14 protein-coding genes are annotated in these 14,044 nt (G+C 65.4%); 12 read left to right on the top strand and 2 right to left on the bottom strand.

Annotation, left to right across the window (positions count from 1 at the left end; all coding sequences use genetic code 11):
- The first annotated feature begins 60 nt into the window (after positions 1–60).
- Both AC4D2Q_RS10810 and AC4D2Q_RS10805 read left to right on the top strand, forming a co-directional pair.
- Entirely contained in the window at positions 61–1,380 is a 1,320-nt protein-coding gene (locus AC4D2Q_RS10810) for a M20/M25/M40 family metallo-hydrolase (RefSeq protein ID WP_490946470.1), read from the top strand.
- Positions 1,381–1,415: 35 nt separating this feature from the next.
- Complete coding sequence (locus tag AC4D2Q_RS10805) at positions 1,416–2,576, top strand: acyl-CoA dehydrogenase family protein (protein ID WP_490946469.1); 1,161 nt, start codon at positions 1,416–1,418, stop codon at positions 2,574–2,576.
- A 54-nt stretch (positions 2,577–2,630) separates the two neighbouring features.
- Here the strand turns inward: AC4D2Q_RS10805 and AC4D2Q_RS10800 are convergent, their stop codons facing one another.
- Positions 2,631–2,864 carry a DUF5703 family protein gene (locus AC4D2Q_RS10800; protein WP_490925471.1) on the bottom strand — a complete coding sequence of 78 codons (234 nt, stop codon included), beginning with the start codon at positions 2,862–2,864 and terminating at the stop codon, positions 2,631–2,633.
- A gap of 41 nt (positions 2,865–2,905) precedes the next feature.
- Here AC4D2Q_RS10800 and AC4D2Q_RS10795 point away from each other — a divergent pair, with 41 nt between their 5' ends.
- The 3 genes from AC4D2Q_RS10795 (at position 2,906) to mshC (ending at position 5,394) form a co-directional block, all read left to right on the top strand.
- A complete protein-coding gene (locus AC4D2Q_RS10795; protein ID WP_490946468.1) occupies positions 2,906–3,190 on the top strand; it encodes a hypothetical protein in 285 nt (94 codons plus the stop codon).
- 78 nt (positions 3,191–3,268) lie between these two features.
- Complete coding sequence (locus AC4D2Q_RS10790) at positions 3,269–4,093, top strand: undecaprenyl-diphosphate phosphatase (RefSeq protein WP_490946467.1); 825 nt, start codon at positions 3,269–3,271, stop codon at positions 4,091–4,093.
- A gap of 23 nt (positions 4,094–4,116) precedes the next feature.
- On the top strand, positions 4,117–5,394 hold the full coding sequence (gene mshC / locus AC4D2Q_RS10785; RefSeq protein ID WP_490946466.1) for a cysteine--1-D-myo-inosityl 2-amino-2-deoxy-alpha-D-glucopyranoside ligase: 1,278 nt from the start codon (positions 4,117–4,119) through the stop codon (positions 5,392–5,394).
- Here mshC and AC4D2Q_RS10780 read toward each other — a convergent pair.
- Positions 5,391–6,269, bottom strand: coding sequence for a PAC2 family protein (locus tag AC4D2Q_RS10780; protein WP_490946465.1), 879 nt, complete (start codon positions 6,267–6,269; stop codon positions 5,391–5,393). The two genes, mshC and AC4D2Q_RS10780, sit on opposite strands and share 4 nt — an antisense overlap.
- Before the next feature lie 102 nt (positions 6,270–6,371).
- On the opposite strand from AC4D2Q_RS10780, the gene AC4D2Q_RS10775 reads away from it, so the two are divergent.
- The 7 genes from AC4D2Q_RS10775 (at position 6,372) to prcB (ending at position 14,042) form a co-directional block, all read left to right on the top strand.
- Complete coding sequence (locus tag AC4D2Q_RS10775; RefSeq protein WP_490946464.1) at positions 6,372–7,100, top strand: HAD family hydrolase; 729 nt, start codon at positions 6,372–6,374, stop codon at positions 7,098–7,100.
- On the top strand, positions 7,097–8,266 hold the full coding sequence (locus AC4D2Q_RS10770; protein WP_490946463.1) for a site-2 protease family protein: 1,170 nt from the start codon (positions 7,097–7,099) through the stop codon (positions 8,264–8,266). The genes AC4D2Q_RS10775 and AC4D2Q_RS10770 overlap by 4 nt, the downstream gene beginning before the upstream one ends.
- Positions 8,267–8,372: 106 nt before the next feature.
- The gene (locus AC4D2Q_RS10765) at positions 8,373–9,440 is read left to right on the top strand and encodes a tRNA (adenine-N1)-methyltransferase (protein ID WP_490946462.1); all 1,068 of its coding nucleotides are present in this window, start codon (positions 8,373–8,375) and stop codon (positions 9,438–9,440) included.
- A gap of 126 nt (positions 9,441–9,566) precedes the next feature.
- Positions 9,567–11,330, top strand: a complete 1,764-nt coding sequence (arc, locus tag AC4D2Q_RS10760; protein WP_490946461.1) for a proteasome ATPase — start codon at positions 9,567–9,569, stop codon at positions 11,328–11,330.
- A gap of 14 nt (positions 11,331–11,344) precedes the next feature.
- Positions 11,345–12,937 (top strand): depupylase/deamidase Dop, encoded by a 1,593-nt coding sequence (dop, locus tag AC4D2Q_RS10755; RefSeq protein ID WP_490946588.1) that lies wholly within the window; start codon positions 11,345–11,347, stop codon positions 12,935–12,937.
- A 73-nt stretch (positions 12,938–13,010) separates the two neighbouring features.
- Positions 13,011–13,214 carry a ubiquitin-like protein Pup gene (locus AC4D2Q_RS10750; RefSeq protein ID WP_490946460.1) on the top strand — a complete coding sequence of 68 codons (204 nt, stop codon included), beginning with the start codon at positions 13,011–13,013 and terminating at the stop codon, positions 13,212–13,214.
- A gap of 3 nt (positions 13,215–13,217) precedes the next feature.
- Positions 13,218–14,042: a proteasome subunit beta gene (prcB, locus tag AC4D2Q_RS10745; RefSeq protein ID WP_490946459.1), complete on the top strand. Its 825-nt coding sequence runs from the start codon at positions 13,218–13,220 to the stop codon at positions 14,040–14,042.
- Positions 14,043–14,044: the final 2 nt, after the last annotated feature.

Below are 14,044 nucleotides of genomic sequence, written 5' to 3'. Positions count from 1 at the left end.
AATCGGCGCTGGTCAGGCCTCCGGTGGCTAGGCTGTCAGCAATAACTTCGAAGGAGAAACATGTCGGATTCCACTGCCCGCGCGGTAACTGCCGAAGATGAAGTCACCCGGATCTGCCAGGAGCTCATCCGCTTTGACACCTCCAACTTCGGGGACGGCTCCGGCCCGGGGGAGCGGGCGGCTGCGGAGTACACGGCAGGACTGATCGAGGAAGCCGGCCTGCAAGCGGACCTCTTCGAGTCCGCCCCGGGCCGTGCGTCGGTTGTGACCCGGATGGAAGGCAGCGATTCCTCCCTGCCCGCCCTCGTGGTCCACGGCCATCTGGACGTGGTCCCTGCCCAGAAGCAGGACTGGTCTGTTGATCCGTTCAGCGGCGAAGAACGCGACGGCCTGATTTGGGGGCGCGGTGCCGTGGACATGAAGGACATGGATGCCATGATCCTGTCGGTCATGCGGGACATGGCCCGCTCGGGCACCAAACCCCGCCGGGACCTCATCTTTGCTTTCTTTGCCGATGAGGAGGCCGGCGGCGATTATGGTGCAAGCTGGGCGGTGGAGAACCGCCGTGACCTGTTCGACGGCGCCGCGGAGGCCATCTCGGAGGTGGGTGGATTCTCCGCCACCATCGGCGGAAAACGCACATACCTGCTGCAGACCGCTGAAAAGGGCATCTCCTGGCTGCGCCTCGCGGCCCACGGCCGCGCCGGCCACGGCTCACAGATCAACACCGACAACGCCGTCACCCGGCTGGCCCGCGCCGTCGCCACCATCGGCGAATACCCGTGGCCCATTGAACTCACCGACACCACCCGCGCGTTCCTGGACGGCGTCACGGAGCTTACCGGCGTGGAGTTTGATCCGCAGAACCCCGAGCGGCTGCTGGCGGAACTGGGCACGGTGGCCCGTTTTGTGGGCGCCACCCTGCAGAACACCTCCAATCCTTCGGTGCTCAAGGCCGGCTACAAGCACAACGTCATCCCCGGCACCGCCGAGGCGCTGATTGACGTCCGGACTCTTCCGGGGCAGGAAGAGCAGGTCCTGGCCATCATCAAGAACCTGGCCGGGCCGGGCATCGACGTCAGCTACGAGCACAAGGACGTGTCCCTGGAGGTTCCCTTCAAGGGCAACCTCGTGGATTCCATGATCGGTGCACTGCAGGCCGAGGACCCCGGTGCCCCGGTCCTGCCGTACACGCTCTCCGGCGGCACCGACAACAAGTCCCTGAGCCGCCTGGGCATCACCGGATACGGCTTTGCACCGCTGCGGCTTCCCGAGGACCTGGACTTCACCGGCATGTTCCACGGCGTGGATGAGCGGGTGCCGGTGGATTCCCTGAAGTTCGGAACCCGGGTCCTCTCCCGGCTGCTGACCGATTACTGAGCCACCAACATCCCCAGTCCGGAAAGGCACTGCGCATGAATGTTTCCGATGTCCTCACCCCCGACCTGCTGGAGCGCCTGCGCAGCCGGGCGGCCGGCTACGACCGGGACAACAGGTTCTTTGCCGAAGATCTTGAGGACCTGCGCAGCGCCGGCTACCTGGCGCTGTTCACTCCGGCGGACGCCGGCGGTGCCGGCTTCACCATCCCGCAGGTGGTCCAAAGCCAGCGCCTGCTGGCAACGGCCGCCCCCGCCACCGCTCTGGCCATCAACATGCACCAGGTGTGGTGCGGGGTGGCCCACCTGCTGGCACTGCGCGGGGATCACAGCCTGGACTTCATCCTCGACGATGCAGCCGGCGGCGAGCTGTATGCCTTCGGAATTTCAGAGCCGGGCAATCCCGCCGTCCTCTTTGATTCCCACACCACGGCGCAGCCGCAGGGGAACGGCTCCTACGCCTTCACGGGAACCAAGATCTTCACCAGCCTCTCGCCGGCGTGGACCCGGCTGGGGATCTTCGGCCGCGACGACTCCGTGCCGGACGAGCCGCGCCTGGTCTTCGGCTTCGCCCCGCGCGGAACCGCAGGCATCACCGTCAGGGATGACTGGAACACCATGGGCATGCGGGCCAGCCAGTCCTGCACCACTGTCCTGGACCATGCGGTCCTTGAGGCCGGCCAGCTGGTCCGCAACACGCCGGTGGGGCCGCACAGCGACGCCTTTGTCTTCGGCATCTACGCACTCTTCGAAACCCTGCTCTCGGCCGTGTACACCGGAATAGGGGACCGCGCCGTCGAACTCGCGGTGGAGGCGGCGCAGCAGCGCACGACGGCGGCCGGCAGCGGCGGTGCCCAGGATCCCAACATCCGGTGGAAGGTGGCGGACGCGGCTATCCGGATGGACGGGATCCATCCCCAGCTCGAAGCGATGGCCCGTGATCTGGAAGAGGGCGCTGACCACGGAAACCTGTGGTTCCCCCGGCTGTCCTCGCTGAAGTACCGGGCTACCGAAACCGCGCGTTCAGTGGTGGAAACCGCGGTCCGCGTGGCAGGGGGCAGAAGCTACTCAAAGGGAGCGGAGCTGGAGCGCCTGTACCGCGATGTCCTCGCCGGAATGTTCCATCCGTCCAGCGAAGACTCGGTGCACGCTTCGGTGGCCAATTCGTGGCTGGGGCCGCTGACAGGGCAGGACGGCTGACAGAGCAGGACGGCTAGGCCAGCCGGCCCGGGCCGGCCGGGTCCGCCCGGCTGGCTAGACGGTGCGGTGAACCCGCATGATCCGCCTGCGCAGCCAGAAGCGTCGGGCGCCGCCGCGGTAGAGACGGCTGCGGTGCAGCTCCCATTTTCCGTATTCAGCATGTTCCCTGATGATCCTGCGGGCCTCGGAGACCGGATCTCCGGGGTTCACGGACACCACCAGGTACTCGTAGTCCCGGGTGTTTTCGTCTGGCCGGCGTATCCCCGGCCGAAGAATTTGTTCGCGCATGTCCCTCCAATTTTGCTCACTTTACCGCTAACGTCTAGGGCATGAGCATAGATCCGCACGTGGCGCTCCAATCCCTGATGGCCGCACTCGAAGAGCACCTGACGGCGGCGGCGCAACGCCGCGGGGACAATGATCCGGTGGTGGAAGCGGCCTATCTGGCCGTCGCGGATGCCTTTGAGGTCTATGAAGAGGTCCTGTACGACGCCTACGGCGAGGTCACGCCGCTGGAGATCTACGAAGACGACGACGACGAGTTCGGCGACGGGTTCGAGGAACCGGCACAGGGCGCAGGGGAGCGCTCCTCCGAAGTGCAGCCCGGGCAGTAGCTGCAGACGCTGATTCCCTGCCTCCGCCCCTGCGGCGGTGCACGGTGAGTCCGGGCCCGTGGCCTAGAGTATTTCCTTGTGAATTGGTTTGAAGCACTTTTCCTCGGCCTTATTCAGGGCCTGACCGAATTTCTCCCTATCTCCTCCAGCGCCCATCTGCGTATTGTCGGTGAGCTGCTGCCCGGTGCCCAGGACCCGGGAGCGGCCTTTACCGCCATAACGCAGCTCGGCACCGAAACGGCCGTGGCCGTCTATTTCTGGAAGGACATAGTCCGAATCGTCAAGGCGTGGTTTGCGTCCCTGGCCGGACGGATTCCGCGCAATGACCCGGATGCCCGCATGGGCTGGCTGATCATTATCGGCACTCTGCCGATCGTCATTCTCGGCCTGCTCTTCCAGGACCAGATTGAAAGCACGCTGCGCAGCCTCTGGATCGTGGCGACCATGCTGATCGTCTTCGGCATCATCCTCGCTGTCGCGGACAGGGTCGGCAAGCAGCAGCGCAGCCTGGGCCAGCTCACCTACAAGCACGGCATCCTGTACGGCTTCGCCCAGGCCCTGGCGCTGATCCCCGGTGTCAGCCGCTCCGGCGGAACGATCACCGCCGGCCTGTTCATGGGGTACACCCGTGAGGCCGCGGCCCGCTACGCCTTCCTGCTGGCCATCCCCGCCGTCTTCGGCAGCGGCTTGTTCCAGCTGGTGAAGTCGCTGGATGAGCCGATGGTTTACGGCGGCCTGGAAACTGCCGGTGCCACCCTGGTTGCCTTCATTGTGGGATTCATCATCATCGGATGGTTCCTGCGGTACGTCTCCAGCCGCAGCTACAGCCTGTTTGTCTGGTACCGCATTCTTCTCGGCGTCGTGATTTACGTGCTGCTTGGCATGGGCGTGCTGGAAGCCTAGGAACGGAAAGTAGAGTTGAACCTGTGATTGCGTGGAAAAACTCCCCCCTGCCCGTCCTGCCCGGAGAATCTCCGGAATTGGTCCTCTTCGACACGGCGCTGCAGAGCACCGTTCCGGTTCGTCCCGGCGGTGAGGCGAGCCTCTATGTCTGCGGCATCACCCCGTACGACGCCACCCACATGGGCCATGCGTCCACCTACGTGGCCTTTGACCTGCTGAACCGTCAGTGGCGGGATTCCGGCAACACCGTCCGCTACGTACAGAACGTGACGGACATCGATGATCCGCTGCTCGAACGCGCCAATGCCCGGGGACTGGACTGGCGGGAACTGGCTCTGGAGCAGACCCAGCTTTTCCGCGATGACATGGAAGCCCTTAACGTTCTCGCTCCGGACAACTACATTGGCGCCGTGGAAGCCATCGAGTGGATCGTCCCCGTGGTGGAGGATCTGCTGCGCCGCGGGCTCGCGTACCGCGTCCCCGGCCAGGGCACAGAACCCGACGGCGACGTCTACTTCTCGGTGGATGCCGCCTCCCGGCTGGACCCGGAGGACCCCCACGCATGGCGGCTGGGCAGCGTCTCCGGCCTGACCGCCGACCAGATGCTTCCCGTCTTCGCCGAACGCGGCGGCGACCCCCGGCGCCCGGGCAAGCGCAACGCCCTGGACCCGCTGCTGTGGCGCGTGCAGCGCACCGGCGAGCCTTTCTGGGACGGCGCTTCCCTGGGGGCAGGCCGGCCGGGATGGCATATCGAATGTTCGGTGATTGCCCAGCGCTTCCTGCCCGCACCCTTCACCGTGCAGGCCGGTGGTTCCGACCTCGTCTTCCCGCACCACGAAATGAGCGCCGGGCACGCCTACGCCTGCTCCGGAAGCCCGCTGGCCCGGCACTATGCCCACGCCGGCATGGTGGGCCTGGACGGGGAGAAGATGAGCAAGTCCCTGGGCAACCTTGTCCTTGTGTCGGAACTGCGCAGCCGCGGCACCGATCCCGCAGCAATCCGAGCCGTCCTGCTCAGCCACCACTACCGCACCGACTGGTTCTGGACCGCCGAGCAGCTCACCGCCGCCGAGGAACGCCTCGCGCGCTGGCGCCGGGCACTTCCCCTGACGAGCCGGGCACAGGCCGAGCAGCTGCTCGCTGCCATTCGGACCGCGCTGGCCGATGACCTCGACGCACCGGCTGCCCTGGCCGCCGCTGATGCCTGGGCACTCTCGGCGACCGAACAGCCGGGCAAGGATGCCGACGGCGGCGACCTGGCTTCGGCTGCAGTGGACGCCCTGCTGGGCATCAGGCTTTAGTCGCGCCGGCGGCGTTTCAAATAACGCTCAAACTCACGGGCAATTGATTCGCCGCTGGCCTCGGGCAGTTCCGCTGTGTCCTTGGCCTCTTCAAGCTGGCGCACATAAGCGGCGATCTCCGGATCTTCGGTGGCCAGCTCATCCACGCCGCGCTCCCATGCATCGGCTTCATCGGTGAGCAGCGCGGTGTCCAGCGGAGCCTGCAGCAGCTCCTCAATCCGGTGGAGCAGGGAAAGCTGTGCCTTGGGTGAAGGGGAGTGCCCCACATAGTGCGGCACGGCTGCCCACAGGGAGACCGAAGGAATATCGGCCAGGCTGGCCATTTCGGCGAGCACACCCACAATCCCGATCGGCCCCTCATAGGTTGAGGACTCCACCCTGAGTTCCTCGCGCAGGTCACTGTCCTCGCAGGTAACCGTCACGGGAATGGGACGGGTGTGCGGAACATCCGCCAGCAGGGCGCCGGCCAGGACTATGCAATCCACGTCCAGCTCCTTGGCCAGCGCAATTAGCTCCGCGGTGTAGGCACGCCATTTATAGGACGGTTCCACTCCGGACACGAAGATCACGTCCAGGTTGCTGTTGGGGACCTCCGCCCGGGAGATCCGGGTGGTGGGCCACTTGATCCTTTTTTCACCGGTGGCCAGCCGCTCAATGACGGGTCGGGTGAACTGGAAATCGTAATACTCGTCGGCGTTGAGGCTGGCGATTTTTTCGCTTTCCCAAAACAGATCCAGGAATTTAACGGCATCGCTGGCAGCCTCACCGGCGTCGTTCCAGCCTTCAAAGGCCGCCAGCATGACAGTTGTGCGCTCTGTTGAGCCGCCAAAATAATCCTGGAGGCCCACGGGCGGGGTTTCGTCGGTATTGCTCACATCCTCACCCTATGTCCAGCACGCGGCGTTGTCAGGACTGCGCCGAGACCTACGCCAAGAGCAAAACAAACCCGGCCGCCGCCGCCCAGTAGACTGAGAGGCATGTCTTCTTCTGTCCCCAATGCCCTGCAGCTCCCTTCCGCATCCGGCCCGCTCCAAGCCGTCCTGTGGGATATGGACGGAACCATCGTTGACACCGAACCCTATTGGATCCAGGCGGAGAAGGACCTGGTCCACAGCTACGGGGGTTCCTGGACCGATTCGGATGCAGAGGCCATGGTGGGCCAGGCGCTGACCTTTGGCGCCGGCCTGCTGCAGAATGCAGGCGTACCCCTGACTGTCCGGGAAATTATTGACCGCCTCATCGGGGAAGTAACAGTGAAGGTCAGGAAACAGGTTCCCTGGCGCCCCGGTGCCCGCGAACTGCTGTCCGAACTCAAGGCACAGGGCATTCCCTGCGTCATGGTCACCATGTCCGAACCGATCCTCGCCAACGAAGTCTGCAGCCAGCTTCCCGCCGGAACGTTCTCCTTTGTTGTGACCGGGGACATGGTCAGCCGGGGCAAGCCCCACCCCGAACCCTACGAGTTGGCCTTCGACCGGCTCTCCGGGCTGGTTCCGGATCTGTCGAAGGACCGTGTGGTTGCCATTGAGGACTCCCTGCCCGGAGTCACGTCGGCCCGGGCCGCCGGGCTGGTTACCCTCGGCGTTCCGCACTTCCTCCCGCTGCCTCCGGATGACGGCCGGCATGAGTGGGACACTCTGGGCGGACGGACGGCGGCAGATCTGGCGTCCCTGGTTTCCGGCGCGACGGCCGGAGCCTCCCGTTGAGCGGTGGCCCGGGCGCCGGGGCACCGGCACCGGCCCGCGACGGGATTCCCCTGGGACGGATCGCCGGAGTACCCATCTACCTGGCGTACTCATGGTTCATCATTGCGGCCTTCATTATTGTGGTTTTCGGGCCGCTGGTACGCCGCAGCTTTCCATACCTCGGTGCAGGTGCCTATGGCGTCGCCCTGGGCTACGCTCTCCTGCTCCTGGTCTCCGTTCTGGTCCACGAACTGGCCCACGCCCTGCTGGCCAGGGCATACCGCTGGCCCACGGCAAAAATCGTGCTGACGCTCTGGGGCGGCCACACGCAATTCGGCAACGTCCAATCCACTCCGGGCCGTTCCCTGCTGGTGGCCCTGGCCGGACCGGCGGCAAACTTCGTGCTCGCCGGAGCGGGCTGGCTTTTCCTGACCGCGCTGCCGCTGAGCCCGGTGGCAACGCTGCTGGCGGAAATTTTCGTCTGGGCCAACCTGCTGGTGGCCATCTTCAACATCCTGCCCGGGCTGCCGCTTGACGGCGGCAGGATCGTGGAATCCGCCGTCTGGAAAGCCACCGGCTCCCAGGACCGGGGCACCGTAGCCGCCGGATACGCCGGACGCATCATCGCCGTCGGCCTCGCAGCGGCCGTCCTGGTGCCCCCGTACCTCAGGGGAGGTTCCCCTGAGGTGCAGACGGTGCTGCTCACCGCTGTGATCTCCGGATTCCTGTGGATGGGGGCCGGTGCGAGCATCCAAAACGCCCGCGTCCGCCTCCGGCTCCCGGAGGTCAAGGCCGGTACGCTCATGCGGCCGGCAGTCTCCGTCCCCTCCGGCTCACCGGTGTCCCGTGCCCGGGAGCAGGTGGGGACGCACGCGGACGCAGCCCTCGTCATCACCGCACCCACGGGCCAGCCGTGGGCAATAGCGGACTCGGGCGCCCTGGCTCTGGTTCCGGACCACCTTGCGGATACCACCGCAGTGGACGCCGCCGCCCGTGCGCTGGCGCCCGGAGCCTACGTCCCGGCCGAAGCTGCGGGTTCAGAATTGGTGGAGTATCTCGCTAAACTTCAGGGCAGTGAGTACGCCGTGATTGACCGCAACGGCGCCGTGGTGGGGATCCTGACCCGGGATGCTGTCCTGAACGCCATCTCTGCCAAGCCGGCCCGGCGCCGGCCGGCCGCTCCCTGACCCGCCCCTGACCCTTCCCTGACTTTCCCCACGCGCCGCGGACACCGCAGTCCGGGCGCAGGCTTCATCCACTCAGACCAGCACCACACGATCCAAAGGAATACCCATGAACTCGGAGACTCCGGGCCAGACTGCAGCTCCCACCCCCCACGGAGCCGAACACCGCCGCGGGCCGCTGCGTCCGGGAGAGCGCGTTCAGCTCACCGACGAAAAGGGCCGGCACAGCACCATCACCCTGACCGAGGGGGGCGCCTTCCACACCCACCGCGGATTCCTGCCCCATGACACGATTATCGGCATGCCCGAGGGCACGATCGTCACCAACACCACGGGCCAGCAGTATCAGGTGCTCCGTCCGCTGCTGTCCGATTTTGTGCTGTCCATGCCCCGCGGTGCGGCCGTCGTCTACCCGAAGGACGCCGGCCAGATTGTCACTATGGCGGACATCTACCCCGGCGCCCGCGTGGTCGAAGCCGGCGTCGGCTCGGGTGCGCTGAGCATCTCACTGCTGCGTGCCGTCGGAGATCAGGGCTCCCTGCATTCCTTTGAGCGCCGCGAAGAATTCGCTGACATTGCCCGCGGCAACGTAGAGACTTTCTTTGGCGGTCCGCACCCCGCTTGGAACATCAGCATCGGAGACTTCCAGGAAGAAGTGGTCCGCACCGAAGAGCCCGGCAGCGTGGACCGGGTGGTCCTGGACATGCTCGCCCCCTGGGAGTGCACCGACGCCGTCGCCACCGTCCTGGCACCGGGGGGCGTGTGGATTTCCTACGTAGCCACCGTCACCCAGCTCTCCCGCACTGCTGAAGCCATCCGTGCCGACGGCCGCTTTACGGAGCCGGACGGCTGGGAATCCATGGTCCGCGGCTGGCACCTCGAGGGCCTGGCCGTGCGCCCGGACCACCGCATGGTGGCGCACACCGGATTCCTGCTGACCGCTCGGCGTCTGGCCGAAGGCGCCACCGGACTGGTTCCCAAGCGCCGTGCATCCAAGACAAACTTCAGCGAAGAGGACCTCAACGCCTGGACGCCGGCAGCTGTGGGGGAGCGCGAAGTGTCCGCCCACAAGCTCCGCCGGGCCGCCCGCGACGCCAGTTCCAAGGTTCAGCGCGGGGCATTGGAAAACGCTGAAAAGTACAACGCGGACCGGGACGGTACGCTGGAAAACCCCTAGCCGCAATCGGGTTGGTGAATCTTTGCCGGCCCGGTAAAGACAAGAGGTTGCAACCGGTGTGTTGCCTGCGTCACTGGGTTATCGTCAAACCTAGAGACCCTGCGCAACGTGAAGGTGGCCGCAACCATGTCTGAAGCAGAGAACACCTCCAATTCCGGGGCCGAGGAGACGCGCGGATACTTCCGTGACTCCACTGCCCCGGGGGCGGATTCCCCCCAGGTAAGCGTGCTGCGTGACAAGCTGCGGAACGTGGACCGGCAGCTGGCGGCACTGACCCACAACAACGCCCGGCTGGTGGCGATGCTGGAGACGGCGAAGGCGGAGATCATCCGCCTGAAAGACGCCCTAGACAAAGAGGGCGCCACGCCTTTCAGCTTCGCCACCGTGATCTCCGTGAACCACCGGGTTCCGGCCAGCCGGGGCAGGACAACAACGGCAGCGGTCCAGGACAGCCTGGACATTATCCAGTCCGGCCGGAAGCTGCGGGTTTCCGTCAGCCCGCTGCTGGACATGCATGAGATTGTCGCGGGCCAGGAAGTGCTCCTGAACGAGTCGCTGGTGGCCGTTGCCTCACTCGGTTTCGAGCGCAGCGGCGAACTGTTCACTGTCAAGGAGCTCCTGGGCAGCGACCGCTGCCTGGTCGTCGGACGGGCCGACGACGAGCGCGTGGTCCGGCTCAACGGTCCGCTGGAATCGGAGAAGGTCCGGGTGGGCGACGCGCTCACCGTGGACACGCGCATTGGCTACGCGCTGGAAAAGATTCCGCGCAGCGAAGTGGAAAACCTCGTCCTCGAGGAAGTCCCGGACATTGCATACTCGGACATCGGCGGCCTCGGCCCCCAGATCGAGCAGATCCGGGACGCTGTGGAACTGCCCTTCCTGCACCCGGACCTGTACCGGGAACACGGGCTCAAGGCGCCCAAGGGAATCCTGTTGTACGGCCCTCCCGGCTGCGGCAAGACGCTCATCGCCAAGGCGGTGGCTCACTCGCTGGCGGCCCGCGTCATGGAGCAGACCGGTTCCCTCGGCACGCGCAGCTACTTCCTGAACATTAAGGGCCCCGAGCTGCTGGACAAGTATGTGGGGGAGACGGAGCGGCATATCCGGCTGATCTTCGCCCGCGCCCGGGAGAAGGCATCGGGCGGCAGCCCCGTGGTGGTGTTCTTCGACGAGATGGATTCCCTCTTCCGCACCCGCGGCACGGGCATCTCCTCCGACGTGGAAACCACGATTGTTCCGCAGCTGCTTTCCGAGATCGACGGCGTCGAAAAGCTGGAAAACGTCATTGTCATCGGTGCTTCCAACCGTGAGGACATGATTGACCCGGCAATCCTGCGCCCGGGCCGGCTGGACGTGAAAATCAAGATCCTGCGCCCGGATGCCGAGGGCGCGGCGGAGATCTTCGCCAAGTACCTCACCCCCGACCTGCCCCTGCACCGGGACGACCTCGCCGAAAACGGCTACGACCCGCACACGACGGTGCGGGAAATGATCCGCCGGACGGTCGAGAAGATGTACGCCGAGGACAAGTCCAACGAGTATCTGGAGGTCACCTACGCCAACGGTGACACGGAGATGCTCTATTTCAAGGATTTCAACTCCGGCGCCGTCATCCAGAACGTGGTGGACCGGGCCAAAAAGTACGCCATCAAGGATTTGCTCACCCTGCAGCAGCGGGGCCTGCGCATTGACCACCTGATGCGTGCGGTGGTGGATGAATTCCGCGAGCATGAGGACATGCCCAACACCACCAACCCGGATGATTGGGCACGCATCTCCGGCAAGAAAGGCGAGCGCATCACCTACATCCGCACCATCGTCCAGGGTAAAGCCGGACAGGAACCCGGACGCACCATCGAAACAGCCGCCAACCCCGGGCAGTATCTGTGAGCGTGCGCCGTGTCATGGGCACGGAGACCGAATACGGAGTCCTCGCGCCCGGCCTGCCCGCAGCCAACGCAACCGTCCTGTCCAGCCAAATCGTCAATGCCTATGCCGCCTCGAGGAGAAGCGGCCTGGGCAACTTCGGCGGCACCCGGTGGGATTACACGGACGAAGCCCCGCTGAATGACGCCCGGGGCTTCGCCGTGCCGCGCACGGCAGCCGATCCGACCCAGCTGACGGACGCGCCGCCGGTGCTGGATGCGGAACAGATCGCCATGGAGGGGGGAGGACCTGCCGCCCTCTACGGCGAAGAGACCACGGACAATCCGGTGCTGATGAACATGGTGCTTGCCAACGGCGCCCGGCTCTACGTGGACCACGCCCATCCCGAGTACTCCTCACCGGAAGTCACTACGCCGCGCGATGCCGTGCTGTGGGACAAAGCCGGGGACGCCGTCGTACTGGCAGCCATCCGGCACATTGCTGCGGCACCGGGCTTTTCCCCGGTAAACCTCTACAAGAACAACACCGACAGCAAGGGCTCCTCCTACGGATCCCACGAGAATTACCTGGTGCCCCGCAGCGTCCCGTTCACTGACCTGGTCCGGGGCCTCGTTCCGTTTTTCGTCAGCCGGCAGGTCATTGTGGGCTCCGGGCGGGTGGGGATCGGAACCAACAATCAGCGCCAGGGCTACCAGCTGAGCCAGCGTGCCGACTTCTTTGAAGCTGAGGTGGGGCTGGAGACAACCATCCGCCGTCCCATCATCAACACGCGCGACGAGCCCCACGCAGTGGCCGAAAAATACCGCAGGCTGCACGTCATCATCGGGGACGCGAACCTCAGCGAGGTGTCGGCCCTGCTGAAGATGGGCACCACCTCCATTGTGCTGTCCATGATCGAGGAGGGGACGGCCCCCGAGGTGGAACTGCGGGATCCCGTGGGTTCGCTGCAGGCCATCAGCCACGACCCGAGCCTGCAGCAGCTGGTGGAACTGAAGGACGGCCGCAGGGTCTCCGGGCTGGACCTGCAGGAAATCTATCTGGAAGCCGCCGCGAAACACTGCCGGAGCCGGGGATCGGATGCGGAAACGGAGGACATCCTCACCCGCTGGACCTCCCTGGTGGGGACACTCAAGCGCGACCCGCTGGAAGCAGCCGCCTCCGTGGACTGGGTTGCCAAGCTGAAGCTGATGCAGGCGTACCGGGAGCGCGATTCCCTGTCCTGGTCCGACGCCCGGCTTCACCTGGTGGACCTGCAGTATTCGGATATGCGCCCCGAGAAGGGGCTTTATTACCGGCTGGCGGCGCGGGGCCAAATGGAACGGATTTTGACTGACGCCCAGATAGCACGGGCTGTCACCGAACCTCCGGACGACACCCGCGCCTACTTCCGCGGCAAGTGCGTCAGCCGCTTCCCCCACCAGGTGGTGGGGGCGAGCTGGGATTCGATCATCTTCGAACTGCCCTCACGCCGCCGCCTGCAGCGGATTCCCACCCGTGAGCCGCTGAAGGGAACCCGGGCACTGACCGAAGAGTTATTCGCTGTATCCGAAGATGCAGAAGACTTTGTCACTCGACTCCTGTCCGGTCCCGAACATAGCGTGGCACCATAGGCACTACCAGTTCGGATCACAACCTGTCAGGACCCGTCACAGGGCCGAACGCCGGCCAAGGAAGGCAGACATCATGGCAACCCAGGACCGCAGCAATACCGGAGCCCGCAAGGAAGAAGAGGAGCCGGAGCAGACGCCTCCGCCCGAAACCGATGCCGGTGCCGGCGCCTCTGCCCAGACGGAGGGCGTGGACGACCTCCTGGATGAAATTGACGGCGTCCTGGAAAACAACGCCGAAGAATTCGTCCGGGGCTTCATCCAAAAGGGCGGACAGTAACGGATGGCCCATTCGGACCCCGCAGCAGCGGTTAACGGGGCGGCTCCGCCGTCCTTCAGCGATCATCTTGCCCGTTACCACCCCGGCCTTCTCCCTTCAGCCCGGCACCTGGGGACCGCTCCGGCGGGATCCGCCTCCGCCGCGGCCCCGCAGGCCACCACCATTGTTGCCCTCACCTACGCCGGCGGCGTCCTCATGGCCGGAGACAGGCGGGCAACCATGGGCAACATGATTGCCAGCCGCCATATCAAGAAGGTGTTCCCGGCGGACAGGTATTCCGTGGTGGGCATCGCCGGCACCGCCGGTCTGGCCCTGGACATGATCCGGCTGTTCCAGGTGGAGCTGGAGCATTACGACAAGATCGAGGGAACGCCCATGAGCTTGGACGGCAAGTCCAACCGGCTTGCCGCAATGGTGCGTTCCAACCTGCCGCTCGCCCTGCAGGGACTGGCCGTGGTGCCGCTCTTTGCCGGGTATGACACCGAACGCCACATCGGCCGTCTTTTCTCCTATGACGTGACCGGAGGCCGCTACGAGGAATACGAACACCACAGCGTCGGGTCCGGATCCGTATTTGCCCGCGGAGCGCTCAAGAAGCTCTGGACGCCGGGCCTGGACGAGGAACAGGCAGTGGCCGTTGCCGTGGAGGCGCTCTATGACGCAGCCGACGACGACTCCGCCACCGGGGGACCGGACATGGTGCGGCAGCTGTGGCCGGTGGTCTACGTGGTCAACAGTGCCGGCAACCGCGAAATCCCGGAACGAGAACTGCAGACCTTCGCCCAGGAACTGGTTAGCCGCCGTTCCGCTGCCGGACTGGAGGGCTGATT

The sequence above is a fragment of the Arthrobacter sp. TJ-178 genome (assembly GCF_058269275.1).
This window is presented reverse-complemented; position numbering and strand designations above follow the sequence as displayed.

Bases quoted from the DNA above. Each gene is read 5' to 3' on its own strand.
- AC4D2Q_RS10810 (WP_490946470.1), top strand. From the start codon at position 61: ATGTCGGATTCCACTGCCCGCGCGGTAACTGCCGAAGATGAAGTCACC.
- AC4D2Q_RS10805 (WP_490946469.1), top strand. From the start codon at position 1,416: ATGAATGTTTCCGATGTCCTCACCCCCGACCTGCTGGAGCGCCTGCGC.
- AC4D2Q_RS10800 (WP_490925471.1), bottom strand. From the start codon at position 2,864: ATGCGCGAACAAATTCTTCGGCCGGGGATACGCCGGCCAGACGAAAAC.
- AC4D2Q_RS10795 (WP_490946468.1), top strand. From the start codon at position 2,906: ATGAGCATAGATCCGCACGTGGCGCTCCAATCCCTGATGGCCGCACTC.
- AC4D2Q_RS10775 (WP_490946464.1), top strand. From the start codon at position 6,372: ATGTCTTCTTCTGTCCCCAATGCCCTGCAGCTCCCTTCCGCATCCGGC.
- AC4D2Q_RS10765 (WP_490946462.1), top strand. From the start codon at position 8,373: ATGAACTCGGAGACTCCGGGCCAGACTGCAGCTCCCACCCCCCACGGA.
- arc (WP_490946461.1), top strand. From the start codon at position 9,567: ATGTCTGAAGCAGAGAACACCTCCAATTCCGGGGCCGAGGAGACGCGC.
- dop (WP_490946588.1), top strand. From the start codon at position 11,345: ATGGGCACGGAGACCGAATACGGAGTCCTCGCGCCCGGCCTGCCCGCA.
- AC4D2Q_RS10750 (WP_490946460.1), top strand. From the start codon at position 13,011: ATGGCAACCCAGGACCGCAGCAATACCGGAGCCCGCAAGGAAGAAGAG.
- prcB (WP_490946459.1), top strand. From the start codon at position 13,218: ATGGCCCATTCGGACCCCGCAGCAGCGGTTAACGGGGCGGCTCCGCCG.